This window comes from Amycolatopsis dendrobii (assembly GCF_014145675.1).
GTDB classification, from domain to species: Bacteria; Actinomycetota; Actinomycetes; order Mycobacteriales; family Pseudonocardiaceae; genus Amycolatopsis; species Amycolatopsis dendrobii.
The window spans coordinates 265,363-290,021 of sequence record NZ_JACGZW010000012.1; the positions used below are offsets into that span (position 1 = coordinate 265,363).

The following is a 24,659-nucleotide window of genomic DNA, read 5'->3' on the forward strand; positions in this document are numbered from 1 at the left end:
TTTCGGTCGAGAGCACCAGAATGCCACATGGCGTGCTCACGCAATCACGACGCTTGTACGATAATCGGCGTTGATCTGAGCGGAAGGCTGGAGCGAACGTGGGGGGACGATTTGCGCTCATTGTCACAACGGAGTCCTACACCGACGAAACCTTCGCCCAGCTGAAATCTCCGAAAGCGGACGCCGACGCGCTGGAGGCCGTCCTGAAGGATCCCTTGATCGGCAACTATGCGGTTTCCGCATTGCACGACGCTGATTGCCAAGAGGTTCGTGTCGCCATCGACGAGTTCTTCGCGGAATCCGAATTCGACGATGTCAGGCTGCTGTACATTTCGGGCCACGGCGTCAAGAGCGACGACGGTCGCCTGCACTTCGTCATGCGGGACTCAAAGGCGCAGTTGCTCCAGTCCACCACGATCGACGGGGACTGGGTCCGCGCACGCATGGACGAGGGCCGGAGCAATCACGTCGTGGTGGTACTCGACTGCTGCTACGCGGGCGCGTTCCCCTCGGGATTCCGGCACCGAGCAGACGACCAGGTTCACGCGATCCAGCAATTGAGAGGCAAGGGCCGCGCGGTCCTTACCTCGTCCTCGTCCGTGCAGTACTCGTATGAGACCGGCACCGACGCAACGCCCACGGTGACCGGGTCGGCACCGCCTTCGATATTCACCGGGATACTTGTGGAAGGTCTGCAAAGCGGACAGGCGGACCGGAACGCCGACGGGATCATCGACGCGCAAGAACTTTACGATCACGTCTTCGACAAGGTCCGGGAGTCCCCCTCTCCGCAGCGCCCGCAAGGGAAGTTCGATACCGAGGGCAAGCTTCCCGTCGCCTTCGCTCCCCAGCGACCGGGTGCCCGCTCGACGCTGGTCGACATCGCCGTGAACAACCCTGCCATGCGACCCACGCTGCTGAGCACCATCGAGCAGCAAGGCGAAGCGAACCCCGACGCGCACGAACTGCTCAAATTCCTGGCCGACGACCCGGACCCGAAGATCGCCGGGCGTGCTCGCGCGCTCCTGGCTTCGGACGAGGCCGACTCGGAGAGATCGCCGTCCGAGGATGACGATCCGCCGCTGACCGCACTGGGCACGACCGACCTGTCTCCCGAAGGATGCGTCTTGGGCCTGGCCAGCGCTGGGGTCGCGTTCCTCCTCGCAGCTCTCCCGTTCCTGATGGGCAACGCGTTCGGCCGGATAGGCGACCTCGCCGGCTTCGGTTGGGGAGACCTCGGTGCCCTGCTCGTCAGCATGCTCGTCGTCGGCGTTGTCCTGCTCGCCGAAATGGCGTTCGGTTGGATGGCAGCGGACTTGGACATCTCCCCCGAGCTTCGGCTGTATCCGGCTGCGCTCTTAGCGACGTCGACTTTCGCGGGTGTGATCGGTGCGGGCTGGCTGGGAGTCGGCACCGTCGTGCTTCTCGTACTGGCCTTCGCCGGATTGTTGTTCGCGGATCCGGACGAGGCGCTGGATCTTGTTCCCGGTGCAGCCCTGATCATTACCGCCGGAAGTGCGATAGCCCTCTTCCGGCTCCCGATTCCAACGTGGGCAGCCATTCTGGGAATCCTCGCGGCGACGGGGATCGCGGCGGCGCTCGCGGAGTTCGCCAGGTTCTACTGGGCACTCTGCTTCCTCCTGGCGGGAACTACAGCATTTTTGCAGGCACGACAACCCCACTGGGTGTGGCTCGACGAGTTAGGCAGGACATTGATGAACTGGCTGGTGTGGCGCTTCTGAGCCCCACCAGCCGCCTGTCCGGCTAGAGTCGCGGAATGGGCGAGTCGAAAGATCAGCAAGTCCGATACGTCGTCGAGGGAGCCGCACTGAGCGTGCTCGCTGCCAGGGTTGAGGCGCTGTCCGCGGTGAAGACCACGCTGGAGTTAAACTTCAACTCGGTATGGAGACGTTGGGGGCCCGCCAAGGCCTTCCCATCACTCGCCCGCGCCGTCGACCCGGGAAACCTCTTTTACCTGGCTCTTCATCGATCGGAAGGTCGCCGCTGGGGCGCGGGCCGCTGGCAGATCGACGGGCCTTGGGCCAGGCCTTGTCTCGCCGAAGGGTGGGAGCTGAGCGAAATCGAGGAGTGCCTCGAACAGTTCGCCGACGAACGCGCCTCAGCCGACGAGTGGCGTCGGTTCGGCGAACTGTACGTGGGTAAGTTCCAGGATGGCGAGATTCAGCGTCAATGAGCAGCAGCCGAGGGTCACATCCGTAGACTGTTCTAGAGGTACATCCGCACGATAGAGCCGCGATCAGCCACGCTTGTGACCACAGCGCGCCTACCGCCGGACCTATTCGAGGAGGTCGTATGCGCAACAAGGACTGGTGAGTTTCCCGACTGTCGAACGACAACGGCATCAACCTCGATGCAGTTCCTCGCCAGCGGACCCGCGGCTCGGACCCGCCGACACCCCGGGGACAAGCTGTTCTTCCTCCAGCCCGCGATGCGCCGAACCTGTCGATGGACGTACTGCAGTGGAGCCGCACCACCGGCTTTTCCAGGGCAAGGCGCGCTCGACCTGTCCGGCTCCCTCGCACCCGTGCTCGCCGCCGGACCGCTGTCGCTCGAAGTGTTCAACGATGTCTTCCACCAGGCCGATCCCGACCGCACCGCCGTCGACGCGCACCGGCCCCTGCTCGCCCTCGCCGAAGCGACCGCCGCCCCGACCCGGTCGCCCAGCCCGCGCCGGAAGTCCACGGATCGGACTTCGTCGAACTGTCCGCGGACGATTCCCTGGCCCCGGTCCTGTCAGCGCTCGGCTTCGCGCGCACCGGAGTCCACCGCGCCAAACTCGCGGAACTCTGGGAAGAAGGCTCCGCACGGATCCTCGTCAACGGCTCCGGCTGCCGTCGCCACCCTCGCCGTCGAATCGGCAGACCCCGCTACCGCCGCCTGCCGCGCGGTCCGGCTCGACGCGACCCGCCTGCCGCGAGGACGCGGCCTCCGCACAAGAAAGTTTCCGTCCTCACTCAACACCGGCAACCACAACGACCGATCCCACCGCACCGCATCAGTTCGTCGATAAGGATGCGTGCCTCAACACCCCTGACTCGAGGCTGCGGAGGATCTCGTGACCAGTCGACCAACCACAAACCAGGCTCTCCGCTTGCCTCCTGCCAAACTCCACCGCCGCGCACCGCAAAACGCCGTCGACTCCGCCGCGCTAGCCGACGAACCTCACCCACGCGCCCACAACAACAACGGATTCCTATCCAGGAAGAACGAATCTGATAGACTCGCAGCATGACGAATTCCCTTTCGAAGGGAATTCTCGCCAGCAACAGTGATCGAGTCCCCCCTCGGACACGCGTACTAACCCTACGGGGTGGGCGGATGGTCACAGCGACCATCCGCTCTCTCGCGTTATAGACCAGTTCCAGGCCGATCTCCTCGTACAGCTCTTGCAGCCGGGCCGGGCTCGCGCTGATCACCCGTCTCCCGGCATCCGCCAACGAGTCGACCAGCGCCTCAACATCCGCTCTCCCCAGCTCTGAACCGGCTGGAGTCCTCGCCAGCTCCTCTGCCGCCGCGTCGCGCTCCTCCCTCGCGCGGTTCAGGGGTTCGATCAGCGCTTCCAGGTCGGCCCCGGCCTCGATCGCCTGCGTGAGCCGCGCCAATCGGGTTTTCGCTTGGGTCAGCCATCGCTGGGCATCCGCCGTGCGCCGTGGGTTGACGTTCACATCGCCAGCGACGCCGAGCATTGCCTCCACGGTCGCATCACGCTGCTCCTCAGAGAATGCGTGATGGATGTAGCTGTTCAGCGGATCCATCAACGCCGCTTCCGGCAGATAGATGTTCTTCGGGTGATCAGCCAGAGCCGGTGACCCAGGGACGAGCGTCCGGGCGGCGCAGCGGTAGTAGATCCGCGTGTCCCGCGGCGTCCCCTCCATCTTGCGCTTGCAGTGATCGCACCGGACTCGTCCGCGAAACGCGTACGTCCACTTCGTTGCCTTCGGTCCTCGCTCCAGCTTCCGACGCGCTTCGAGGCCGCCCGCGGCGCGAGACCGGCGAGAGAGCTGAACCGCGGTGAAGTCCTCGACAGAGATGATCTCGGGATGCGCTGGTTTGCGTGACCGGACCACCCGGTCAGCCGAAGCGCGCCGGAAGCGCGTCACATGCCCAGCCGCGACGTCGTCCGGATCGAGCAGCATCTCCTGCCGCGCCCACCTACCGAAGAACGCGTACCCGGTGTACCGCGGATTCTCCAGAATCGACCGGATCGTGCTGCCCTGCCAACCGTCCGCGAGGCGATGCCGGTTCTGCTCGGGACGACGCGCCGACGGACACGGAATCCCGTCTCGGTTCAGCCCGTTGGCGATCGCGCGGTCGCCATTTCCGTTCAGATACTCCGTGAAAATCCGCCGGACAACAGCGGCCGTCTCCTCTTCGATCGCCAGGACGCGCAACCGAAAACCCTCCGCCGCTTTGCGCGGGTTCGGGTGCGGACCAGCGTCGACCACGACATATCCGTAGTCCAGATCGGCACCGTCGGCGGCGACGTCTACGTGGGTGGCACCGTGCGCCAGGACGGGGGCATGCCGCTCGTCGTCACCGTTCTTCAGCCCTCGTCTTCCTTCGTGGTGCTGCTCGACGATGCTCCGCCGGCTGAGAGCGCTCCCCCGCCTCCCGAACCGAAGCGCCTGACCAGACAGGAGTGCCTCGATCTCGCCGACCGCCCGGATTTCGCGAGCCGGCAAGGCTGGAGCGACACTCTGACCGTCCTCGTCGAGGGCCGCAGCGCCCAGGCGGTCGTTCTCGCCGCATTGCGGCCGGTCGTGTTGGCACGCCGCCCGGCACGACCGATGCCGCCCGTCTCCTCCGCCCGCCAAGTCCTGGAACCGCGTCGGTTCGTCCTGGATCTCGACGGCGTTCCCGTGCGGCTGCACACCGTCCAGGGGCCCGGCTTCCCTTTCACAGTCACCGCAAGCGATCCCGAGAAGTTCCGGATCGCGCTGGAACTCCGTGAACCTGTCGAAGTCGACTGGATCACGGAACTGGACTGATCTGCGCCGGCCGTGCCGGCACGATCCGGATCCCGGACACCGGCCACTACACCCACTTCCCGCTGCCGGAGTGACGTCCCTCCGTGCACCGGCAGTACGCCGTGTTGCGGCCCACTGTCCCGCTAGCGCGCACCATGTCGGCTTTGAACGGCCCGGCAAGAGCTGCCCATAGGCGACCTGGCCACGTCGATACCCGCCGCGGGTACGTGCACACCACGAACACGGGACGACCAGCCGTTACCAGATCCGAAGTGCACGCCGGAAAGGGTGGAGCCAGCGCGCGTCAAGATAGCGTCCAGGACACGATCTGCAAATCGGGCTGGGCGAAAACAGTCCGGCCACCGGCACCCAAGACCAACCCCGCGAAGGTGCCTCCGCACTCTTCTGCGGCCTCACCCAGGAGAAAGGTGAATACGGTCACGGCACCGGAGATAGCCCGATAGTCAATGGCCAAAAGTCACCTTCGACAGACCGGAGACCAGCGCTTTAACCAGCAAAGTTCACAGCAGGCCATTTGGCGTTAACCGGGAACCGCGCGATACCTTATTCACGAACGTGCCTCAAATACTTCAACAGCCCGAGCACGCTGATAGCCGAGCAATACACTTTCCTCACTAGCAGATCCTTCGGGATCATCAGCCCAATACAACGCGCCGGCGACGATGTATCCCATGGAATCGGATCCCCGAAGCACATAAAGCTTTCGATTACCCAATTCAACGTTCAACAGCGCGCTGAACCTTTCAAAGTCCGACGGCTCCGCTTCTGAGATTACAAGCGGGTAGTAACTGTCAACCACAGCAAGGGCCGAGACGTTCTTAAACAGGACATCCACCATGGAGTCATATTTCAGATATTCACCGTCATGATAGCCGCTTCGCCCGCTCCTCAGCAGCACTTGAGCGTGCGAGCTGACATAGTTCGACAAGTGAAACTTACGGTTCAGCGTAAGCGGCAGGCGCCCTGGTGTAGCCACGTGCATCATCCATTCTGCTTGACTTTGACGCGCAACCATGCGCCGCCAACGGTAACACACCACACCCGTGCTACGACATGCAGACGTGCACACCTCGTGCCGATCTGACATAGGGCGCTATTTGCCGAGGCCGCCGCCGCTGCGAGCGCCCCGAATTCACCAAGCCGGGGGAAAAGGATTTGGCGTGATCAGCTTTCCATTCATGTAAATATCCATTTTATTCAACACTCCGGCGTGTGCATACTCTACCAACTCCCACTCGGTAGGAATTGCCACGCCGCGTGCGTCTTGAATCATCGCTCGGTGCAGAATTTCCGCTGGAGTGTCACCGCTTAGGCCGTCGAGAGAGAAGGAGACCTTGATATCTTTGTCGCCCATTTTCAGGAGTTGTGCCGATATTCGTACTTCTTCGCGCCAGGTTTCGACGTCGAGGAGATTTCGCCCACCGAGCCTGGTGGTCAAGTCTTCAAGACCGTGGTATCGGGAGCCCAGAACGATGTGGTCGATACTTTGTTGTTGCGCTGCCAGTTTGTCTGCCGCAGCAGACAGCCGCCCTTCAGCGGCTACGGCTTCCACCGCCAGATCCGCTGCTCTACCGGCCTGAGCTGTGGCCTGGGCTCCCGCGATATCGATGAATCGGGCTCCCGCACTTGCCGCTTCGGCCAATCCGAGCAGCTCCGTTATTTCCAGAGTACCGCCGCCGATTTCGACTGCTGCGCCGCCGAGTACGTCGGACAGTGCGCACTCCGGGCAGGCCAGGGTGACAAGCCCGACCAGAACGATCCCGCCGGTCACCTCCGCCCAGGTGGGCGTCTCCGCACTGACCGGTTTGACCGTGTAGTTAGGGCTGAGCAGGTTTCGGGGATCCAAGCAGTTCGCGAGGGTTTCGCTGCCCGGCGTGTTAGTAGCGCGGCAGAGTTCCTGCAGATGGCTGAGGATGCGTTGCTGATCAGCTTTGGTGCCGGTGAACAGCAGGGCACAGTCGGCTGAGCTGAGCATGCCGATAGACGCGGTAAGACGCACGCTGTCCTGGCATTGTGCCTGCCGTTGTTGGATTGCTTGCTGTTTTTCGGCCGCAGCCTTAGTCGCCACACTCTGCCAGGCGGCCTGAGCGGCGGCGGCGGCGTCCCTGGCATTTTGGTTCGTTTCGATGGCGGCTTGATGTGCCGCGTGCGCGGACGCGGCAGCATCCTGGGCATATCCTGCGGCAACCTGTGCGGAGTGCTGGGCCCAGGCGGCGGAGCGGGTGGCTTGGTCCGCGGAGGCGATGGCGGATGCCGCGGCGCGGGAGGCGGTGCTGGCTGAGTCTTGCGCTTGTTGCGCGGACGCTGCTGCGCGGTCGGCGGCACTTTTGGCGTCGTCGGCGTATTTGTGTGCCTGGGTCGCGGCTTCGGCGGCCTGGCTGGCGTAGCCGGTCGCCTCGTCGGCGGCGTTGCGTGCGCGAGCTGCTGCGGCTTGGGCGTCGTCGGCGTCGTGGGTAGCGGTCGCGGCGGCGCTCGAGACCTGAGCGAGCAGGCTGTCGATGGCAGAGTTGTGCGCGGAGGTGTTCTGATCGCGGCGTGCCGCAGTGTATTGACCGACGGTCAGGAACTCGTGCAGCAGGATCGGTGGCCCGTCCAGGGCGGCCTGCGCACCGGCGACGACTTCCCGCTCGCCCGCGGCGCGGGCGGCGGACATCACCTGGTTGACCTTGAGATTGTCGTCGATCTTCAGCGCGGCGTACTGGCCGCTGTCGATGAACTCACGTAGTGCCTGTGGAGTGTTGGCATCCAGCGCTTTCTGCGCTTCCTGCACGACCACGGTCCGTCCGGCGGTGCGAGCGGCCGACATGATCTGGTTGATTTGGAGGTTGTCGTCCATCCTCCGGTCGGGGTAGTCGCGGGTGCGCAGGAAGTCCCGGACGTCGGTGTCGGATCCGGCCAGTGCCGCCGCGGCGGCCTTCTGGAAGGCGGGGGTCCCGGCATCGCTCAGGTCTCCGAGGATGACCCGGTCGTCCTGGCCTGCCGCCGCAGGCAGACCCGTGGTGATGAAGTCGGCGGCTTCGTCGTCGGTGCCGGACAGCGCCGCGGCGGCTGCGGCTTTCGTCCACGGCCCTGCGGTTCCGGCGAGGGTGAGGGCGACCTTGCGCGCGTCGGTGACGATGGTCGCTCGTGCGGTTCCCGCGGTGGTTGCCTCGCCGATCAACCGCGTGGTGTCCGCGTCCCAGGTGCTGGCCTGGTCGAGGTCCCACCGCGGTGGCTTCGGCTGTGCCGCGTACGTTGCGGCGGCGGCTCGGGCGGCGTCATCGGCGACCTGGGCGGCCAGCGCGATCCGGTCGTCGTCGGCTTGGCGTGCGGATCGGGCGATCTGGGCGGCCTGGGTGGCCGCGGCGACCGCTGTGTTCGCCGCGGCCGTGGCCGCGTTCGCGTGCGCGGTGGCTTTCTGCGCGGCGTCGGCTGCTTCGCCGGCGTGCGCTGCGGCCTCGTCCGCGGCCTGTGCGGCGGCCGTCGCGTCCGCCGCCGCGGCGTTCGCGGCGTCCGCAGCCTGTCCGGCGGCCTGGCTGGCCTGGTGCGCCCAGGACTGACTGGCGTTGGCGGCCGCGACCGCGCGGGCGGCCTGGGCACGCGCGGTCGCCGCCGCGGCTTGGGCCTGCCGGGCATCAGCGCCTGCGGCGGCCGCGCTGTTGGCGGCGTCGGTCGCCGCGTCCGCGGCAGTCCTGGACTGGGTGGCCGCGTCCTTCGCGAGGGCCCCGGCCGATTCGGCTGCCTGTGACGCGGTCTGCGCCGACCGTGCCGCGTCCGCAGCCCTCGACGCCCCGAGTGCCGCGTCCCGGGCTGTCTGCGCGGCCTGCTTTGCTCCTTCGGACTTGTCCCGGTCGGTGATGGCTGCCTCAGCGGCGTGATAAGCGTTGGCTGCGGCCCGGCCTGCCTGTGCCGCCGCCGCGGCCGCGCGGGATGCCGCTGCCGCCGCGGTGTGCGCTGCGCTGGAGGCGGCGTTCGCGGCGCCGATGGCCTGGCGTGCGGTGGCGGCGGCCTGATCGGCGGCGAACGCGGCGCGGTTGGCGGCGTCGGTGGCCTGTCCCGCGTGTCCTTGCGCGGCACCGGCGGCGTCCTTGGCGGCCTGTGCCGCCTTCTGCGCGGCGGCGGCCGCGGCCACGGCACGGTCGGATTCCTGCTTGGCGGCCTGGGTTTCGGTGGCCGCTTGCTCGGAGGCGGCCTTGGCGGTCGAGACCAGGTCGGTGATCGTCGCGGTCTCGGCGTCGCGGGCCTGCGCGACCGGCAGGTCGATGGCGAGGAACTGGTTGAGCCCGTCGACGGCATTGGCGTCCAGCGCCTGCTGCGCAGCCCTTTTCACCTCGGGGCCGCCGGCGGACATAGCCTGGTTGACCTTGAGATTCTGATCGATCTTGAACGGGATACGCCACCCGGTGTCCAGAAACTCCTGCAGCGCGTCGACGGAGTTGGCGTCCAGGGCCTGTTGCGCGGCGGCCTTGATCTGCGGGCCGCCGGCAGACATTACCTGGTTGACCCGCAACGTGAGGTCGTTCTTGCGGGGTGCCTGCCACCCGGTCTCGAGGAACGCCTTCAACGCGTCGTCGGTGTTGGCATCCAGGACCTGCTGGGCGTCGGTCTTCGTGGCGGGGCCACCGGCGGACATGAGCTGATTGACGTGGATGTCCCGGTCGATCTTCGCGTCCAGGTCCTTCTGCGTCGTCAAGAAGGTCGTCACGTCCGAATCCGTGCCCGTCAACGCCACCGCCGCGTCGCGCTTGGTCGCCGGGCCCCCGAACCGCCACAGCGTCAGCACCTTCGCACGATCCGAGACGGGCCGGCCGCCAGGCGACTCGGACACCGCGAGCGCGGGATTCGCAACGACACGCGGAGACTCCGCGACCGCCTGCGGTGTGGTGACCGCCCCAAGAGTCACCACGACCGTGAGTGCCACGGTCAGGGCAGCGCGAAACCGCGTTTTTTCCCCACGCATGCCAAATTCCCCTCAGTGAAGAACGCAAACCGGCAACAGACCAGTGGCAGCCACCCCGGATAGAGAACACCGGGGCACCGACGGGTTCATCGACAACAGGCCCGCTGCGTTACAACCAAAGTAATTTTAATTGTACTTTAACAACTCTTTGCCATTATGGCTGGTGTCACATCTTGGCGACAGCTGTAGCGAAACCGGAGATAGCGGGTGTCTACTCTCTCGACGTCGCGCGGGCGCGACCACGAGTGCTTGCACTCATCGCCCGGTCTCATTCACGACTCGCAATTACTCCACAAGGGGGAGAAATGCGTCCGCTCTATCGGACATCGATTGTCATCGGCGCCGTAGTCGCCGCAACGGCGATCACGGCGACCGCGGCCGCCCTCGCGGCCAGCGGCACCGGGTCCAGCACGGCCGACGAGCAGCCGGCGCTGGTGGAGGACTACACCTACCCTGGCGCAGACCAGGTTCTCGCCACTTACCACGTGCAACTGATCAGCGGCGACGGCCACATCGTGATCACCGACTGCCCTCCCAATGTCGCCGGCGTGATCGCGGTCCAGTCCAGCAATCGCGTCGGCCGACAGAACGATGGACTCGTCTGCTTCCGAGTCACCGGCGCCACCGGTCACTTGACCATGAAGATCCCCGAGGTCTACTCCATCCGCGGCGACGGCGTCACGCAGACACCCGGACACAAACTCAAGGCCGAATTGACCACTGACGCCGGCCAGCACAGCACCGTCGACGTCAATCCCAACGGAACAACCCAGGTCGGCATCGGCACCAACCCGCCCGGCGCCGCCACAACACTCCTGCAATTGGACACCTCCTCATAGTGCCGAATAGCGTAATCGCCTACGCCATCGACGCGGTCATTCTTCGCCAGACCCCTCCCGCGAGCACCACGGTAACGATTGCTGCTACGGCGCTAACAAAAAGTGTGAACGAACCGATGGACGCGTCCACCAGTGGACGCGCCGCGCCGCGTTGTGATTTCGAAGCAGCATCGTCTATTTCGAACCGAGGAACCTCTTGTGAGGCGCTCCGTGTCAGTTTCGGCGCGTGTTGCCGTTCTTGCGGCCGCCACCGTCACTGTCGGCCTGATCGCCGTCGGCCCCGCGTCCGCGGTCAGCGGCGGTACGCCGGCAGTCGGGCAAAACCTACACGGTGACGTGTTCCCGATCCCGCCAGTTGTTCGAGTACACAGCCACCATGGCGTCCGAACGGCCTCTCGGATCGGGGATCCAGGCGGCCACCTGCCGATGCAGGATCGGCACGTCGATGTTGTCGGCTTCCTTGCGCAGGATCGTCTTCTTTTCCTGAACGGGGACGACGACTCTCCCGGCGGGAAGGTCGAGCAGACGTGTCGTCCGGTCCTGGACTGAAGTATGCACCTCGAGCAGGGCTCCGATGGTGACGTCGATCGAGTCGTGTTCGGAGGGAATGCAGGAGCTGGCCGGGACCGGCATGATCAGCCGGCCGGGGGCGTCAGGCGAACGGTAGATCACCGCGTAGTCGATGCCCTGGGAACCCATGGTTTCAGCCAGCGCCTCCGCAGTTCATCACGGTGCCGCCCAAGGCCAGCTGCTCGCCGGCGTGCGCGGCGAGCAGCGTCTTCGGGCCCTAAGTCGCCGCCGACACCGCCGGCGTTACCTCAGCCGAACCTGCCGACATCCGTTTGGGAGACCGGCTGCAGCGTGTTCCGCAGGCTGATGAACTGCCCAGCGGAGCGCAGGCTGTGACGCTGCATCGTCGTTGCCGTCCGGCAGGCTGGGAGATTTTCTTCGATCGACATCTCGCGCCGATCCGGAGAGCTGTACGGCTGTGCGCAGGGAGGCCAGGATCGGATGGCCGGTCCATGGTAGGCACCGGCCGGAATCAGCACGGCCGGATCCTGCTGAGAAGACGCACAGATGACGCGTCGGAAGCCCTCGTCCAGGACGGCGAGCCTCGGGCCGGCTCAAACCCGGCTGGCTGTCGTGAGTGAACTTGGGTGGCTGTTTCGCGAGCAGCCGACCGAAGACTACGGCGTCGACGCGCAGATTGAGGTCGTCGACGGCGAAACCGTCCGGGGCAAGCTCCTCGCCTTGCAGATCAAGAGCGGCTTGATCACCGGCGCAGTGTCGCGCGAACCCCCGTGTTCCCGCCTCCCAATTTGCACGAAGTGCCGTCGGTCGATCCTCGCGAAGGCAAGACGGCCCGGCGCTGACGTCAGATCCTGGCCGCGCGGCGTTGCCGCACGCTCCGGCTCTGGACACATCACTCGATCGCAGTGCGCTTCGACTCGATCGCGCGGGACCGATGCCGCGACTTCGCGCTCGTCTCACCAGCCAAGCGCACCATCACCTGACCTACCATCCAGAATCAGTTTGCAGCGGAAGGATTCCTGCGTGCGACGCGATTTCGCACGGTCCACCGAGGCGGCGCCGTTTCTCCGCAACCACGGCCGCCACTCCCCTCCCCGACGCTGAAGGGATGCACCAATGAGCACTGGTCTCGTCGCAGTCGCCGACACTGAACTCTACGTCGACGACACCGGGGAACTGGACCTTCCCCCGGTCGTCTGCCTGCACTCGCTTTTCCTCGACCACCGTCAGTTCCATGGTCCTCACCGGGTCCTCGGCGCGAGCCGAACCTGCCGGCCAGCTCGAGGAGTTTCTCGAGTGGGTGGCCAACGTAGGCGAGCGCGGGTTCGTCGATGACGTGCTGGCCTCCACCATGCGCATCATGCTTGGCGAGACGACTCTCAACGATCCAGGCAAGGCCGACGTCGAACTCTGGACCTCGCGTATCGCGGCCCTGACCCCGGCCCTTCGCCCGGCGATGGAAGGGGTTATCCGCCGGCACTCCGCACTGGACATCCTGGCCGACATCACCGCGCCCACCTTGGTCACTTCCGGCGAGGAGTGCATCTGCCGACCGCCGGAGTGGGCTCGAGAGCTCGCTGACGGTCTGCCGAACTCCCAGCTGTGGATGATGTCCAAGATCGGCCACAGTCCTTTGCCGGAGGACCCGGAGGGCGTCAACCGACGAGTTTTGGATTTCTTCAGTTCCATCTAACGCTCTGCCTTCTCCCGAACGCGGGCCGCCCGCCGACGGAGGCGGCCCGCTGCATGCCGCTCAGTACGCTCGGAGCAGGACGTGGCGACACGCGAAGAGCCTGCAGAAGCAGACGACAGCTCTCCGAGACCGTCTCGATTCTTTCGAGGTAAGCCGTCAGGAGCTGCACGTCTTGACGACTCGGCCGCCGGCCATCAGCCGGGAACACGGGTGCTCGACGGAGGACACTGGCACTTCCACCGCCGAGGCCGCGATCCGGAACGGCTGGTTCCGGACCGGCGACATCGGCCGCCGGGACGCTACTGCTACATCGTCGACCGGGCGAAGGACATGATCGTCCGCGGCGGGTTCAACGTCTACCCGCGCGAACTCGAAGAAGTCACCATGACCCACCGCGCGGTCAGCCTGGTCGCTGTCGTCGGCGTCCCGCACGGCGAGGAGATCAAGGCCTTCGTCATCAAGCAGGACGGCACGGAACTGTCCGGGCAGGAGCTGGTGTCGTGGTGCAAGGAGCGGATGGCGGGCTACGAGTACCCGCGCATCGTGGAGTTCCGCACCAGCATCCCCATGACCAGCACCGGCAAGATCCTCAAGCGCGAACTTGCCTGAGCAGGAGCGGGTGGCGATGGTGACGACCCGCGTCGCCACCGCCTCCGGCCCGCTCGGCATCCCATCAGAGCGCCCCGCTGCGCTCGCGCTGTTTCGGCAGCGTCCGGACGATGGTGGCGACGGGTGCCGGGACAACGGTCGGCCGTCGCGTTGCCGGGTCGACGTACACGTGGACGAAATGCCCGACAGCGTGCGGCGTGCGCGCGCCGCGCGGAAAGACCGCCAGCTCGTAGGCAACGCTCGATTTTCCCAGCCGCCGCAAGGCGAATCCGACTTCAAGGGAAGCTGGGAACGACGCGGAACTGAGATAGCGGCAGCCGGTCTCGGCGACCACGCCGAGCGCGTCGAGCGCGGTCACCGGGCCGCAGTGTTCGGTCAGCCAGCCGTTCACGGCGGTATCGAAGTACTCGTAGTACACCGTGTTGTTCAGGTGCCCGTACTGGTCGTTGTCGTTCCACCTCGGCGCGATCGGAGAGAACACGGCGAAATCCGCGCGGGTCGGCACCGTCATGAGTGCGCATCCCCTCGACGGTGCGGGCGGACAACCTGCCGGACCGCTCGGCCGGCGGCCAGCTCGTCCATCGCCTCGTTGATCTCGGCGAGGCTCAGTTCGGCGGACAGCATGCGGTCGACGGGCAGCCGTCCGGCCCGCCAGAGCGTGATCATCGCGGGAATGTCCACTGCGGGCTGAGCGGTGCCCATGTACGAACCGAGCACGCGGCGGTTCTCGGCGACGATGCTGAGCGCGGGCAGGTGCAGCACGGCCGCGGGGTGGGGCAGTCCGACGGAGACGGTGCCTCCGCCGCGTCCGGTTGCTGCGTACGCGGCCTCGAACACGGCGCTCGACCCGACTGCCTCGAACGCCCAGTCGAACCGGTCCGGCGCGATGTCCGGCTGCACCAGGCCGAGTTCGTCCGGTGCGCAGGCGTGGCTCGCTCCGATCTCCAACGCCAGTTTTCGCTTCTCCTGCACCGGATCGACGGCGACGACCGGCCACGCTCCCGCCGCCGCGGCCGACATCACCGCGGCGAGGCCGACTCCGCCCAGGCCGAAAACGACCGCCGACTCGCCGGGACGGACGCCCGCGGTGTGATTGACCGCTCCGTAGCCCGTCAGCATCGCGCAGCCGAACAGCGCCGCGGTCGTGAACGGCACTTCCCGGTCGATGACCACGACCGAGGACCGGTCGACGACCGCGTGCGTCGCGAACGCCGACACCCCGAGATGATGCCGCACTTCCTCGGCTCCCGCCCACAGTCGCGATCCGCCGCCGACGAGGTCGCCCGCGGCGTTCGAGGTCATCGCGGTCGCGCACAACGCCGGTTTCCCGGAGACGCAGAACCGGCAGGATCCGCAGCTGGGGACGTACACCAGAACGACGTGGTCGCCGGTCTGCACATCCCGGACGCCGGCTCCGGCTGCCTCGACGACCCCGGCGGCCTCGTGGCCGAGCAGCATCGGCAGCGGCCGCGGCCGGTTGCCGTCGAGCACCGAAAGATCGGAGTGGCACACTCCGGCTGCTTCGATCCGGACGAGCAACTCGCCGGCCCCCGGCTCGGCGAGCTCGACCGCGGTCAGCTCAAGCGGTCGGCTGACCCGATAGGGGGCCGGGGCATCGGACTGGCGCAGCACAGCGCCTTCGATTCTCACGAACGTTCCTTTCACTGCGGGGCGGGTCGAACGGCGTAGCCGGGATCAGTCGGGCGTGACGATCGCGAAATTGGGGTTCGGCGTCTCGAGAGAGGCCAGAAGCCGTTTGAGGACTGAGGAATCTCCCTCGACCTTCACACCAAGGGTCTCGGCGATCTCCGGCGTCCCCGAGGCGGCGAACAGGCTCACCAGTTCCTTGGCGGAGGCGACCGTCAAGGTCGCCTCCGCCGCGGCGCCGCGCGGGCGGCTCGTCACCAGCACGCCGTTGCGCAGGGTGAGCCGATAACGTTCGCCGGCCTCCACGACGACGACATCGAGGACCAGGCTTTCCGCCCAGCAGCGCGGCCCGTCGACGCGGATGGCGACGGCGTCGAAGATCTGGGCGGGCGAAAGCCGTTGCAGGATGTCGAGCGAAGCGGTCCGCTGCCCGAGCCGGGACATCCCGTGCCGGAGTTCCTGGGCACCGGTCAGATAGACGCACCGCCACGTGCCGTTCTCCGCGCCGTAGCCCAGCTGCTCGTAGATGTCGGCGAGCAGCTGTCGCGCCTCCACATTGGACTGATCGGCGAACACGGCCTTGTCCGCGAGTTCCGCCGCCCAGCGGTAGTCGCCCGCGTCGGCGTACGCGCGAGCCTTCGCCAGCACCGCCGCCGCTCCCCCGAGATCTGCGACCAGCCGTTTCGCGCTCTCCTCCGGCGGGTGCTGCCACAAGTGTGCCGGATTGCCGTCGTACCAACCCAAATAGCGCTGATAGACGGCCTTGACGTTGTGGCTGACCGAACCGTAGTAGCCGCGCGCGTGCCATGCTTTCTCCAGCGCGGGCGGCAGCGCGAACGTCTCGGCGATTTCCGAGCCGACCAAGCCCTGGTTCATCATGCGCACCGTCTGGTCGTGGAGGTAGGCGTAGAGGTCGCGTTGCAGGGACAGGTACTCCACGACCCGGTCGGCGCCCCAGGTCGGCCAGTGGTGGCCCGCGAACACGACCTCGGCCTCTCCGCCCCACAGATCGAGCGTTTCGGTGAGGTAGGCCGCCCAGGCGCGCGCATCGCGCACGAGGGCGCCGCGCAGCGTCAGGACGTTGTGCATCGTCCGGGTCGCGTTCTCGGCGACGCACAATGCGGCCCGATCGGGCAAGTAGAAATGGAACTCGGACGGCGCTTCCGCGCCGGGTGCCATCTGGAACACGAATTCGACCCCGTCGACGGACAGTGTCTGGCCGGTGGCGCTCACCTCGACCGTCGGCGGGATCAACGACACCGTGCCGCCGGACGTCGTCGGGCCGAGTCCCGCTCCCACCTGTCCGCGCGCTCCGCGTTCGAGACGGGTGCCGTACATGTACGTCGCGCGCCGCACCATGGCGGTGCCGACGTACACGTTTTCGGATACGGCGTGTTCGAGGAAGCCGCTGGGCGCGATGACCGGGACCCTTCCGGCGTCGACGTCTTCTTGGGTGGTAACGCCTTTGACACCGCCGAAATGGTCGACGTGGGAATGCGTGTAGATCACGCCGGTGACCGGGCGCTCGCCCCGATGCCTGCGGTAGAGCTCAAGTGCCGCACGGGCGGTTTCGACCGAGACCAGCGGGTCCACCACGATGACGCCGGAGGCGCCTTCGATGAACGTGACGTTGGAAATGTCCAGTCCCCGGACCTGGTAGAGGCCGACGGCGACTTCGAACAGTCCGTGCTTGGCGACCAGCTGGGACTGCCGCCACAGGCTCGGATTCACCGTGTCCGGCGCATCGCCGTCCAGGAACTGGTACGCGTCGACGTCCCACACGACGCGGCCGTTCGGTCCGCGCACGACGCTCGGTTCGACGCCGGCGACGAATCCGCGCGAGGCGTCGTCGAAGTCGGAGCGGTCCGCGAAGGGAAGCTCGTCCAGCAACTGCCGGCACCGGCGGAGCAGGTACGGGTTGGGTTCCAGGTGGTGCATCAGGTCAGACCTCCTGCAGAAGACGGCGCGCGTCGCGCTCGGGACGGATGAAGATCGCGGCGGCCAGACCGCCGACGACGAGCAAGGCGGCGCTCACCAGGAACGTCGTGTCGTATCCGCTGTGCCCGTGGCCGGCGTCCACGAGCTTGCCGGTGAGGAAGGGCGCAATCACGCCCGCTGTCGAGTAGACCGCGGCATAGGTGCCGAGCACGCTGCCGCGGCGGGCGGGTGGCGCGATTTCCGCGCAGACGGTCTGCGAGATCGGGAACATGACGGTCCCGATGCTGAACGCGACGAACAGCAGCACGAGCTTGACCGGGCCCGGCGGAGCGAGGACGAAGGCCGCGCCGGCCACCCCCGCACCAGCGACGCAGACACCGCCGAGGACGCCGCGGGCGGCCCGGCTCGAGGTGCCTCGCCGCATCAGGCGGGTGGTCACGACGCCCTGGAGGACCTGTGCGGCACCGCCCACGCCCCCAGGCGAGTGCGATCAGCCCGCCGGTCGCTGTCGTGCTGTACCCGAGAGCCGTCTCCAAATACGGCGGCAGCCACGAGACGAGCAGCGCCAGCGCCCAGTAGCTCGCGAATCCGGCGAGCACACACGACAACCAGGTTCCCGTGGTGATGATCCGCCAGTACGACACCCGCGCCGACGCTGTCTCGGCCGGCGCGCCCGCTTCACGCGCCGGGCCGTCGCTGCCGACGACCAGCCAGGCGACGCACCAGGCGAATCCGATCGCAGCCAGCGCAGCGAATGCCACGTGCCAGCCATAACGGACGATCACCCAGGTCAGCACCGGCGCGCCGACGACGACACCCAGCGGCGCGCCGAGGACCAGCAGCGAGCTCGGAATACTGCGCCCGTCATTGGGGAACCACTTGTGCACGGCGTGGTTCGCCACCGGGAACGCCGGCCCCTCGGCCGCGCCCAGCACGATCCGGCTGGCCAGCAGGAGGCCGAAGCCGACCGTCGTCACCATGGGCACCTGGGTGATCGCCCAGATCAGCGCCATGACGAAGATCAGCCACTTCGTCGACACGCGGTCGGAGAGGAAGCCGACCGCCAGCGCGGCGAGCGAGAAAAGGAAGAAGAACCCGCTCGAGACGAGCCCGTACTGCGTGGCGGACAGGCCGAGGTCGTGCATGATCGCTTTGGCGGCGAGGCCGAGCACGGCCTTGTCGGCGAAGTTGATCAGCATGAAGACCAACAGCAATCCGGTGACGACCCAGGCGCGCGCTGACGTACGCGCTTTGCCCGGGCCGGATGCGCCGGCGTCGAGACGCCGGGACACGGGGCGAGTGGACATCGACGTTCTCCCAAGGGCTGCTGGACGAATCCCCGGAACGGGCTCGCGAACGCCCGGCGGTGGACCGCTATCGACGTCCTCCATGGAACGTGCCCGGGGTCACATCGGTCAAAGACGTGCTCCCTCGCACACCGATAGGAATGAGCTATCTTTTGGCCTTGCGGCACCGATCGGAGGCGGACATGGCAGGCTCGGACACCCCCGCGACCTGGACTGTCGCATCGGTCGACATCCGGCGGCTGAAGTACTTCCTCGCCACCGTCGACCATGGCGGAATCGGCCGGGCCGCCCAAGCGCTTCTGGTCGCGCAGCCGTCTCTCTCCCAGGCGATCAAGACGCTGGAACGCGAAGTCGGCACCGCCTTGTTCGAACGCCGCGGCCGCGGCCTCGCGCTCACCGCCGCCGGGCACGCCCTGATCGCGCCGGCCCGTCAGCTGCTTCGTGACGCGGCGGCCGCCACCGCGGCCGCCCAGGACGTCGCCCGGCTCCACGCGGGCTGGCTGCAGATCGTCGCGCTGCCCACCCTGGCTGTCGATCCGCTCGCCGAGCTGACCGGCCGGTTCCGCGCCCGGCATCCGAACGTCGGGCTCGATGTCGTCGCCCCGGCCGACGCCGACGACGTCGTCGAACGCGTCCGCGCCGGCGATTCCGAGCTCGGCCTGACGCTGCTGCCCGGCGTCCACGAAGACCTGCGGCACTACGAACTGGCCCCGCAACACTTCGACGTGGTGCTGCCGCCAGGCTCGAAACCGGGCACCGGGCGGCGAGTCACGATCGACGCGGCCGCGCTCGACCAGCTGGACTGGGTCATCACCCCGCCCGCGACCTCCACGCGCGCCCTCCTCGACCAGGCGATGGCCGACAGCGGCGGCGAAGTCCGGATCGCGGTCGAGACCGACGACCGGGAAGCCATCGTCCCGCTGGTGCTGGCAGGCGCGGGCGCCACCCTGCTGCCCCGGTCGATGGCCCGGCAGGCGGCGGACCGCGGCGCTCTGGTGCGGGCCGTCCGGCCGCCGCTCGTGCGGCGGGTCGGTCTGCTTTACCGCGCGCAAACACTGTCCGAACCCGCGCGGGCGTTCATGGCCGCGGCATCCGCGCCGTCCTGATCTCGTCGATCACGTCCTGTCCCCGGCGCCGACCTCGGCGGACTCGCCCGCCAAGTCCCAGAACACCTGTGCGGCGTGCGACAGCTCTCCGACCCGATGGAACAACGCCACCTCCCGGGTGACCGGCGGCGTGACGCGGCGAATCACCGCCCCTCGGCGCGCTGCCTCCTCCGCCCTCGGCAGCGGCAGGAGCGTCGCACCGACCCCGGAGAGCACCATCGGCAGAATCGCTTCCCGGTGCGCGATCTGCACCGCGATCCGGGTCCGCACCCCGGCCGCGTCGATGAGCGGTCCCAGGAAGTCGCGCTGTGCCGCGCCGCGCGGCACCACGATCATCGGCTGCCCGTCCAGTTCGGCGAACGACGCCGGACTGCCCGCACCAGGCGACCCGGGAGGAAGGACAAGAACGATCTCGTGCGTGCCGACGACCTGATAGGACAAACCCTGCATGGGCTGCGGCAGGTAGCCGAAGCCCAGTTCGCAGGTGCCGTCCCGGACCAGCCGGGTCAGCGCGGCCTCGCGCAGCGGCGCCACCAGCCGGACCGAGACCTCCGGATGCTCGCTGCGGAACAGGCCGACCAGCCGCGCGGTGGGGTCGACCGAAAGGGCCGGTTCGCTGGCGATGTCGAGCCGGCCGCCTTCCAGCCCGAGCGCTCCCGCGACAGCCGAGTGCACCGTGCTCGCGTCCCGCCGGAGCTGCCGGGCCGGTCGCACGAAAGCGGTGCCGGCCGGCGACAGCACCATGCGCCGTCCGACGCGATGGAACAGCTCGGTCCCCAGTTCTCGTTCCAGGGCCCGGATCCCTTGGGAGACCGAGGGCTGCGCGATGCGCAGCGCGGTCGCGGCACGGCGGATCCCGCCGTGCTCGACGACCGCCAGGAAGTACTCGACCTGCCGCAGCTCCACTCGCTCAACCTAGCCGGAGACCGCAGCTTCCGCCGTCGGCTTCGCCGCGACGGCCCCGGCCTCGGCCAACTCGCCGATCGCACGGTCGCTATAGCCGAGCTCCCGCAGGATTTCGCCGGTGTGCTCAGCCATCCGCGGCGGCACGCCGGCGTCGGTCACCGGCCAGGCAGCGAGCCGATACGGCAGGACGGGCACGTGATATCCGGTGCCGTCCCCGGTCGTTCCCGGCACCAAACAGCCGCCCGCCACCACGTCGGGCGCGTTCCGGACCTGATCGTGGCTGCGCACGGCACCAGCCACCACACCGCCCCGGGTCAGCAGCGCGACTGCCTCCTCGCTGGTGCAGGCGGCCAGAGCGTCGGCCAGCACCCGCGCCAGCGCCTCCCGGTTGGCGACCCGCGCAGCGTTGTCCGCGAATCGCGCGTCGTCGGCCAACTCCGGCCGGCCCAGCAGCTCGCAGAGCCTGCGCCAATGCGATTCGGTATACGCGGACACCACGATGTGCCCGTCCTTCGTGCGCACCAGATCTGCGGCCGGAGCCAGCGTCGGCTGCCCGTTTCCCTTGCGGGCCGGCACCACCCCCGTCTGCTCGTACTCCGCCCAGACGGTGCCTTGCAGGTGAATGGCGACGTCGATCAACGACACTTCGATGTCGTCGCCCTTCCCGGTCCGCTCCCGCCGGAACAGCGCCGCCAGGATCGCCTGCGCGGCGCTGCTCGCCGCGGCCGCGTCGACGACGGTGAAACCGACCCGCTGCGGATCCCCGTCCGCTTCGCCGGTGATCGCCATGATCCCGCTCTCGGCCTGCGCCGCGATGTCGTACCCCGGTCGTCCCTTGGACGGCCCCGCACTCCCGTACCCGGTCACCGACAAATACACGACCCGCGGATTCAGTTCCCGCACCCGCGCCGGCCCGAACCCGAGCCGTTCCAGCACTCCCGGGCGCAGATTCTGCACCACCACGTCCGCGGACGCGACCAGCCTGCGCGCGACCTCCGCCCCAGCCGGGTTCTTCAAGTCAAGCGCGATCGAGCGCTTGCGCCGGCTATAGCAGCGCAGCATCGCCTCGCCGTAACTACCGACCTGGCGAGCGGGATCTCCCCCCGGCTGCTCGACCTTGACCACCTCAGCACCGAGATCCGCGAGAACCTGCGCGGCCCCGGGCGCGGCGATGTACTGCCCGAAGTCGACGACCCGGACACCTGCCAGCGGCGCCTGTGACACAGTCATGCGTCCAGCGAAACGCCCAGCACCCGCCGACGTCCAGGACCGAATAACGCCCATGTCGATAGCGGCTGCCTATCATTCGGCTCTTCCGGACCGGCGCATCCGCAGATCTCCCCCGGTGGCGAACGGAGTCCGCCCGTGTCGAGGGCTGAGCCTGTCGAGTGCTGTCCCACGCGTCTGGCGATCTCCGCATCCAGCGAGCTCATATCCACCCTCACCGGCTCCGACAGCCGCCTCCAGTGAAAGTCCGATATCTCGTCGTTCACGGCCAGCCGAGACACGGACTGGAGCCGAACCCGTTACCCGGCAAGGAGTGGCGCGCAGTGCCGAGCAAAACCAGAAAGAAGCCGAGGGCCACCGCTGCCCACCGATCACGTCGACGGACAGCGGGGACTCACCGAACGTCCGCCGCCCTGGCAACGGGCCGCGCCGGATGAACCGCGAGTGCGAGCCCCCGCCCTGCCGCCGCTGCTTGAGCCTCGCCTTCTGGATGCGGTTGGTCAGCGTCGCCGGCGTTGCCGGTGAATCAGCAGCAGGCAGCGAGGTGCCCGCACGGCTAGCCGGTTTTTCACCGCTCTGGTTCAGCCTTGAACACTTTCGGCGGCACTGGAACCCGAAAGCATTGGGGCTCGCGATTCGGTTGCTCGTCGGCACTCGAGGACGGTGACTCGCCCCCATCTTGGCGTCAGAGATTCCAGATATTCGAGCACCCACCTTCACAGAGGATGGCTGGCCACGTAAGGCGACGCACGATCGCCGGACCACCGCGATATCCGGACCACCGCGATATGCGGAGCAAACCATGCTGAACCCGGCGGCTGCCGGGCCTGAGGCTCCAAAGAGCTCGGGGGCCACGCCGTGAACTCGACCGGAATGCGGTCTGGGTCATCGCGCACCGGACAGTGTCCGCAAGCCCGTCCACCGTTTCGCCTTCTCGACCCGAGGCCCACTACCAGGCCCGACGCAACCGATCATCCCGGACCGGGTTCACGTCTCCGACGGCCCTCAGCCGGTCAGATCGCCCTCCTTCTCGTTCTTCGCCGCGTAAAAAGCCAGCTTCTCCTCATCCACCTCGACCCCCAGCCCCGGCCCGGACGGCACCGTCAAGCGGCCGTTCGACAGGTGCAGCGGTGCCACGATGTCGTCCGCGTGCAGGTAGTACATGCTGTCGATCGCGCGGGAGAGCACCGGCGTGCTCGCGACGACCGCCAGGTGTGCGGCGGTCGCGATGCCGAGTTCGCCGCCGCTGTGGAGGTTCATGCCCAGGCCGAACGTTTCGCAGTGCGCGGCGAGCGCCTTGGTGGCCGAGATGCCGCCCCATTTGTACACATCGCCGTGGATCACGTCGACCGCGCCGAGGCGCACTGCCGGGGCGAACTCCTCGAAGCGGACGACACACATGTTGGTGCACAACGGAATCCGCACTTTCGCGCGCACTTGGCTCATTCCTTCGATGCCGACGCACGGGTCCTCTAGGTACTCCAGGTCCAGTTCCTCCAGTGCGAGCCCGGCGCGGATCGAGTCGGGCACTGACCACGCGGCGTTGGGGTCGACGCGAAGCTCGACGTCCGGCAGTGCGCTGCGCAGCGCGCGCAGGATCTCTACGTCGCCGCGCACGTCCCGGGTGCCCTTCAGCTTTACGGCGGTGAAACCGCCTTCGGCCACCACTTTCGCTGCGTGCTCGGCCAGGCCCTGAGCCAGTTCCGTGCCTTGCGCGCCGGGTGCGTCGGCGCGGGTGATCAGCGCGGTGATCGGCACCTCGGTGCGCACCGGGCCGCCGAGAAGATCGGTTACCGGCTGGCCGGTCGTGCGGCCGATGAGGTCCCAGCACGCCACGTCCAGCGCGGCGAGCGCGGCATAGCCGAGGTAGCCGTGGAAGAACGGGACCATGTGGTGGCGGCGGTGGAACGCTTCGAGGGCGAACGGGCTGGTCCCGATCATCTCCGCGCCCAGTTTCCGGGTCAGCTCGGCGACCGGGCGGCCCCACATCGTCTCGCCCCAGCCCTGCGCCCCGGTGTCCGTGCGCAGCCGCACCACGGTGCGGGTTTCGCCGGTCTTCGTCTCGAACGAGCTGGTGAACGGGTTGGTCAGCGGCAGGTTGACGACCCGCACGTCGACGTCGGTGATCTTCATCGCGCCCCTTCGGTGGATGCGTGGCTGTCGCGGGTGCTGCGGTCGAACGCCCGGATCGCCTCGGCGAGCGCGGCGCTGCGCCCGGCGAGCAGTTCCGCGCCGTGCGCGGCGGTGGCCGCGGCGGCGTCGTCGGTGGTCCCGCCGGCGCGGGCCCATTCGCCGTGCCGCTCCACGGTCAGCCCGGGATACGGCGAGTCGGAGAACAGCGGCGGCGGGTCGACGACCGGCCGCGGCTCCGGCGTGCGCACCAGATCCGGGTGCGCCGCGAGCATGAGCGAGGTCTCGAACATCCCCGCGTGGCCCGGCGACTGGCCGTCGCCGAGCGAGAAGTACGAGCACGCGGCCAGCGCGACGTCCGCGCGCAGCACGTACTGCTTCACCGCGAGCCGCATGATCTCGTCGTTGCCGCCGTGGCCGTTGACGATCAGCACGCGCCGGTATCCGCTGGCGGCCAGCGAGTCGAGCAGGTCGTCCAGCACCGCCTGCAGCGTCGACGCGCGCAGCGACACCGCTGCCGCGAACAGGTGGTGCGGGCTGTGGCCGAACGGCAGCGCGGGCAGCCGCACCACCTCCGGATCGCCGCCCAGCCGGGCCAGCGCGGCGTCGGTGACCGCTTCGGCGAGCATCGTGTCGGTGCCCATCGGCAGGTGCCCGGCGTGCTGTTCCTGCGAGCCGATCGGCAGAACCGCGATCGCGGACCGCCCGGCGGCGCGCGTCTCCTGCCAGGTCATTCGCGTCAGTTCGGACATGTGGCCTCCCTTCTCGGCGCGGCGCG

General features: G+C 67.7%; 20 protein-coding genes and 1 pseudogene. 8 read left to right on the top strand and 13 right to left on the bottom strand.

Translation table 11 applies throughout. From position 1 onward, the window contains the following. Positions 1-98: 98 nt before the first annotated feature. Together H4281_RS33755 and H4281_RS33760 are read left to right on the top strand one after the other, a co-directional pair. A complete protein-coding gene (locus tag H4281_RS33755; RefSeq protein ID WP_182894896.1) occupies positions 99-1,742 on the top strand; it encodes a caspase family protein in 1,644 nt (547 codons plus the stop codon). Positions 1,743-1,777: 35 nt separating this feature from the next. Further along, positions 1,778-2,194: a hypothetical protein gene (locus H4281_RS33760; protein ID WP_182894897.1), complete on the top strand. Its 417-nt coding sequence runs from the start codon at positions 1,778-1,780 to the stop codon at positions 2,192-2,194. Positions 2,195-2,975: 781 nt separating this feature from the next. Here the strand turns inward: H4281_RS33760 and H4281_RS33765 are convergent. Then, positions 2,976-4,466 carry a recombinase family protein gene (locus H4281_RS33765; protein WP_312872228.1) on the bottom strand — a complete coding sequence of 497 codons (1,491 nt, stop codon included), beginning with the start codon at positions 4,464-4,466 and terminating at the stop codon, positions 2,976-2,978. Here H4281_RS33765 and H4281_RS45855 point away from each other — a divergent pair. Then, positions 4,446-5,009, top strand: coding sequence for a hypothetical protein (locus tag H4281_RS45855; RefSeq protein ID WP_246412488.1), 564 nt, complete (start codon positions 4,446-4,448; stop codon positions 5,007-5,009). The genes H4281_RS33765 and H4281_RS45855 overlap by 21 nt on opposite strands. A 547-nt stretch (positions 5,010-5,556) precedes the next feature. Here the strand turns inward: H4281_RS45855 and H4281_RS33770 are convergent. Together H4281_RS33770 and H4281_RS33775 are read right to left on the bottom strand one after the other, a co-directional pair. Beyond that, on the bottom strand, positions 5,557-5,994 hold the full coding sequence (locus tag H4281_RS33770) for a hypothetical protein (protein WP_182894898.1): 438 nt from the start codon (positions 5,992-5,994) through the stop codon (positions 5,557-5,559). 147 nt (positions 5,995-6,141) lie between these two features. Further along, a complete protein-coding gene (locus H4281_RS33775; RefSeq protein WP_182894899.1) occupies positions 6,142-9,948 on the bottom strand; it encodes an ALF repeat-containing protein in 3,807 nt (1,268 codons plus the stop codon). 305 nt (positions 9,949-10,253) lie between these two features. On the opposite strand from H4281_RS33775, the gene H4281_RS33780 reads away from it, so the two are divergent. Further along, positions 10,254-10,787 (top strand): hypothetical protein, encoded by a 534-nt coding sequence (locus H4281_RS33780; protein WP_182894900.1) that lies wholly within the window; start codon positions 10,254-10,256, stop codon positions 10,785-10,787. A gap of 324 nt (positions 10,788-11,111) precedes the next feature. Here the strand turns inward: H4281_RS33780 and H4281_RS33785 are convergent, their stop codons facing one another. Then, the gene (locus tag H4281_RS33785; protein WP_182894901.1) at positions 11,112-11,486 is read right to left on the bottom strand and encodes a hypothetical protein; all 375 of its coding nucleotides are present in this window, start codon (positions 11,484-11,486) and stop codon (positions 11,112-11,114) included. A gap of 378 nt (positions 11,487-11,864) precedes the next feature. Here H4281_RS33785 and H4281_RS46850 point away from each other — a divergent pair, with 378 nt between their 5' ends. From H4281_RS46850 to H4281_RS46650, 3 genes are all read left to right on the top strand, one after another. Continuing rightward, entirely contained in the window at positions 11,865-12,422 is a 558-nt protein-coding gene (locus tag H4281_RS46850) for a DUF4365 domain-containing protein (protein WP_182894902.1), read from the top strand. 130 nt (positions 12,423-12,552) lie between these two features. Then, positions 12,553-13,011 carry an alpha/beta fold hydrolase gene (locus tag H4281_RS33795; RefSeq protein ID WP_220508212.1) on the top strand — a complete coding sequence of 153 codons (459 nt, stop codon included), beginning with the start codon at positions 12,553-12,555 and terminating at the stop codon, positions 13,009-13,011. Positions 13,012-13,221: 210 nt separating this feature from the next. Continuing rightward, positions 13,222-13,620 carry an AMP-binding enzyme gene (locus tag H4281_RS46650; protein ID WP_312872229.1) on the top strand — a complete coding sequence of 133 codons (399 nt, stop codon included), beginning with the start codon at positions 13,222-13,224 and terminating at the stop codon, positions 13,618-13,620. Positions 13,621-13,684: 64 nt separating this feature from the next. Here the strand turns inward: H4281_RS46650 and H4281_RS33805 are convergent, their stop codons facing one another. The 5 genes and pseudogenes from H4281_RS33805 to H4281_RS45865 all read right to left on the bottom strand — a co-directional run. Further along, positions 13,685-14,131, bottom strand: coding sequence for an acyl-CoA thioesterase (locus tag H4281_RS33805; RefSeq protein ID WP_182894903.1), 447 nt, complete (start codon positions 14,129-14,131; stop codon positions 13,685-13,687). Continuing rightward, positions 14,128-15,270 (bottom strand): alcohol dehydrogenase catalytic domain-containing protein, encoded by a 1,143-nt coding sequence (locus H4281_RS33810; protein ID WP_182894904.1) that lies wholly within the window; start codon positions 15,268-15,270, stop codon positions 14,128-14,130. The genes H4281_RS33805 and H4281_RS33810 overlap by 4 nt, the downstream gene beginning before the upstream one ends. Positions 15,271-15,315: 45 nt before the next feature. Further along, a complete protein-coding gene (locus tag H4281_RS33815) occupies positions 15,316-17,205 on the bottom strand; it encodes an alkyl/aryl-sulfatase (protein WP_182894905.1) in 1,890 nt (629 codons plus the stop codon). 4 nt (positions 17,206-17,209) lie between these two features. Further along, the gene (locus H4281_RS45860) at positions 17,210-17,677 is read right to left on the bottom strand and encodes an MFS transporter (protein WP_312872230.1); all 468 of its coding nucleotides are present in this window, start codon (positions 17,675-17,677) and stop codon (positions 17,210-17,212) included. Between the two features lie 67 nt (positions 17,678-17,744). Further along, positions 17,745-18,596 (bottom strand): annotated as a pseudogene (locus H4281_RS45865) (MFS transporter); the annotation flags it as partial. 56 nt (positions 18,597-18,652) lie between these two features. On the opposite strand from H4281_RS45865, the gene H4281_RS33825 reads away from it, so the two are divergent. Next, on the top strand, positions 18,653-19,618 hold the full coding sequence (locus H4281_RS33825) for a LysR family transcriptional regulator (protein WP_182894906.1): 966 nt from the start codon (positions 18,653-18,655) through the stop codon (positions 19,616-19,618). A 9-nt stretch (positions 19,619-19,627) separates the two neighbouring features. Here the strand turns inward: H4281_RS33825 and H4281_RS33830 are convergent, their stop codons facing one another. The 4 genes from H4281_RS33830 to H4281_RS33845 all read right to left on the bottom strand — a co-directional run bounded on the left by H4281_RS33830 (position 19,628) and on the right by H4281_RS33845 (position 24,633). Further along, on the bottom strand, positions 19,628-20,524 hold the full coding sequence (locus tag H4281_RS33830; RefSeq protein ID WP_182894907.1) for a LysR family transcriptional regulator: 897 nt from the start codon (positions 20,522-20,524) through the stop codon (positions 19,628-19,630). A gap of 9 nt (positions 20,525-20,533) precedes the next feature. Next, a complete protein-coding gene (locus tag H4281_RS33835; RefSeq protein ID WP_182894908.1) occupies positions 20,534-21,754 on the bottom strand; it encodes a CaiB/BaiF CoA transferase family protein in 1,221 nt (406 codons plus the stop codon). A gap of 1,002 nt (positions 21,755-22,756) precedes the next feature. Beyond that, complete coding sequence (locus tag H4281_RS33840; protein ID WP_182894909.1) at positions 22,757-23,884, bottom strand: mandelate racemase/muconate lactonizing enzyme family protein; 1,128 nt, start codon at positions 23,882-23,884, stop codon at positions 22,757-22,759. Beyond that, positions 23,881-24,633, bottom strand: a complete 753-nt coding sequence (locus H4281_RS33845) for a creatininase family protein (protein WP_182894910.1) — start codon at positions 24,631-24,633, stop codon at positions 23,881-23,883. Before H4281_RS33845 ends, H4281_RS33840 begins: the two co-directional genes overlap by 4 nt. Between the last annotated feature and the right edge of the window lie 26 nt (positions 24,634-24,659).

Bases quoted from the DNA above. Each gene is read 5' to 3' on its own strand.
- H4281_RS33760 (WP_182894897.1), top strand. From the start codon at position 1,778: ATGGGCGAGTCGAAAGATCAGCAAGTCCGATACGTCGTCGAGGGAGCC.
- H4281_RS33770 (WP_182894898.1), bottom strand. From the start codon at position 5,994: ATGATGCACGTGGCTACACCAGGGCGCCTGCCGCTTACGCTGAACCGT.
- H4281_RS33775 (WP_182894899.1), bottom strand. From the start codon at position 9,948: ATGCGTGGGGAAAAAACGCGGTTTCGCGCTGCCCTGACCGTGGCACTC.
- H4281_RS33780 (WP_182894900.1), top strand. From the start codon at position 10,254: ATGCGTCCGCTCTATCGGACATCGATTGTCATCGGCGCCGTAGTCGCC.
- H4281_RS33785 (WP_182894901.1), bottom strand. From the start codon at position 11,486: ATGGGTTCCCAGGGCATCGACTACGCGGTGATCTACCGTTCGCCTGAC.
- H4281_RS46850 (WP_182894902.1), top strand. From the start codon at position 11,865: ATGACGCGTCGGAAGCCCTCGTCCAGGACGGCGAGCCTCGGGCCGGCT.
- H4281_RS33795 (WP_220508212.1), top strand. From the start codon at position 12,553: ATGGTCCTCACCGGGTCCTCGGCGCGAGCCGAACCTGCCGGCCAGCTC.
- H4281_RS33805 (WP_182894903.1), bottom strand. From the start codon at position 14,131: ATGACGGTGCCGACCCGCGCGGATTTCGCCGTGTTCTCTCCGATCGCG.
- H4281_RS33815 (WP_182894905.1), bottom strand. From the start codon at position 17,205: ATGCACCACCTGGAACCCAACCCGTACCTGCTCCGCCGGTGCCGGCAG.
- H4281_RS33825 (WP_182894906.1), top strand. From the start codon at position 18,653: ATGAGCTATCTTTTGGCCTTGCGGCACCGATCGGAGGCGGACATGGCA.
- H4281_RS33835 (WP_182894908.1), bottom strand. From the start codon at position 21,754: ATGACTGTGTCACAGGCGCCGCTGGCAGGTGTCCGGGTCGTCGACTTC.
- H4281_RS33840 (WP_182894909.1), bottom strand. From the start codon at position 23,884: ATGAAGATCACCGACGTCGACGTGCGGGTCGTCAACCTGCCGCTGACC.
- H4281_RS33845 (WP_182894910.1), bottom strand. From the start codon at position 24,633: ATGTCCGAACTGACGCGAATGACCTGGCAGGAGACGCGCGCCGCCGGG.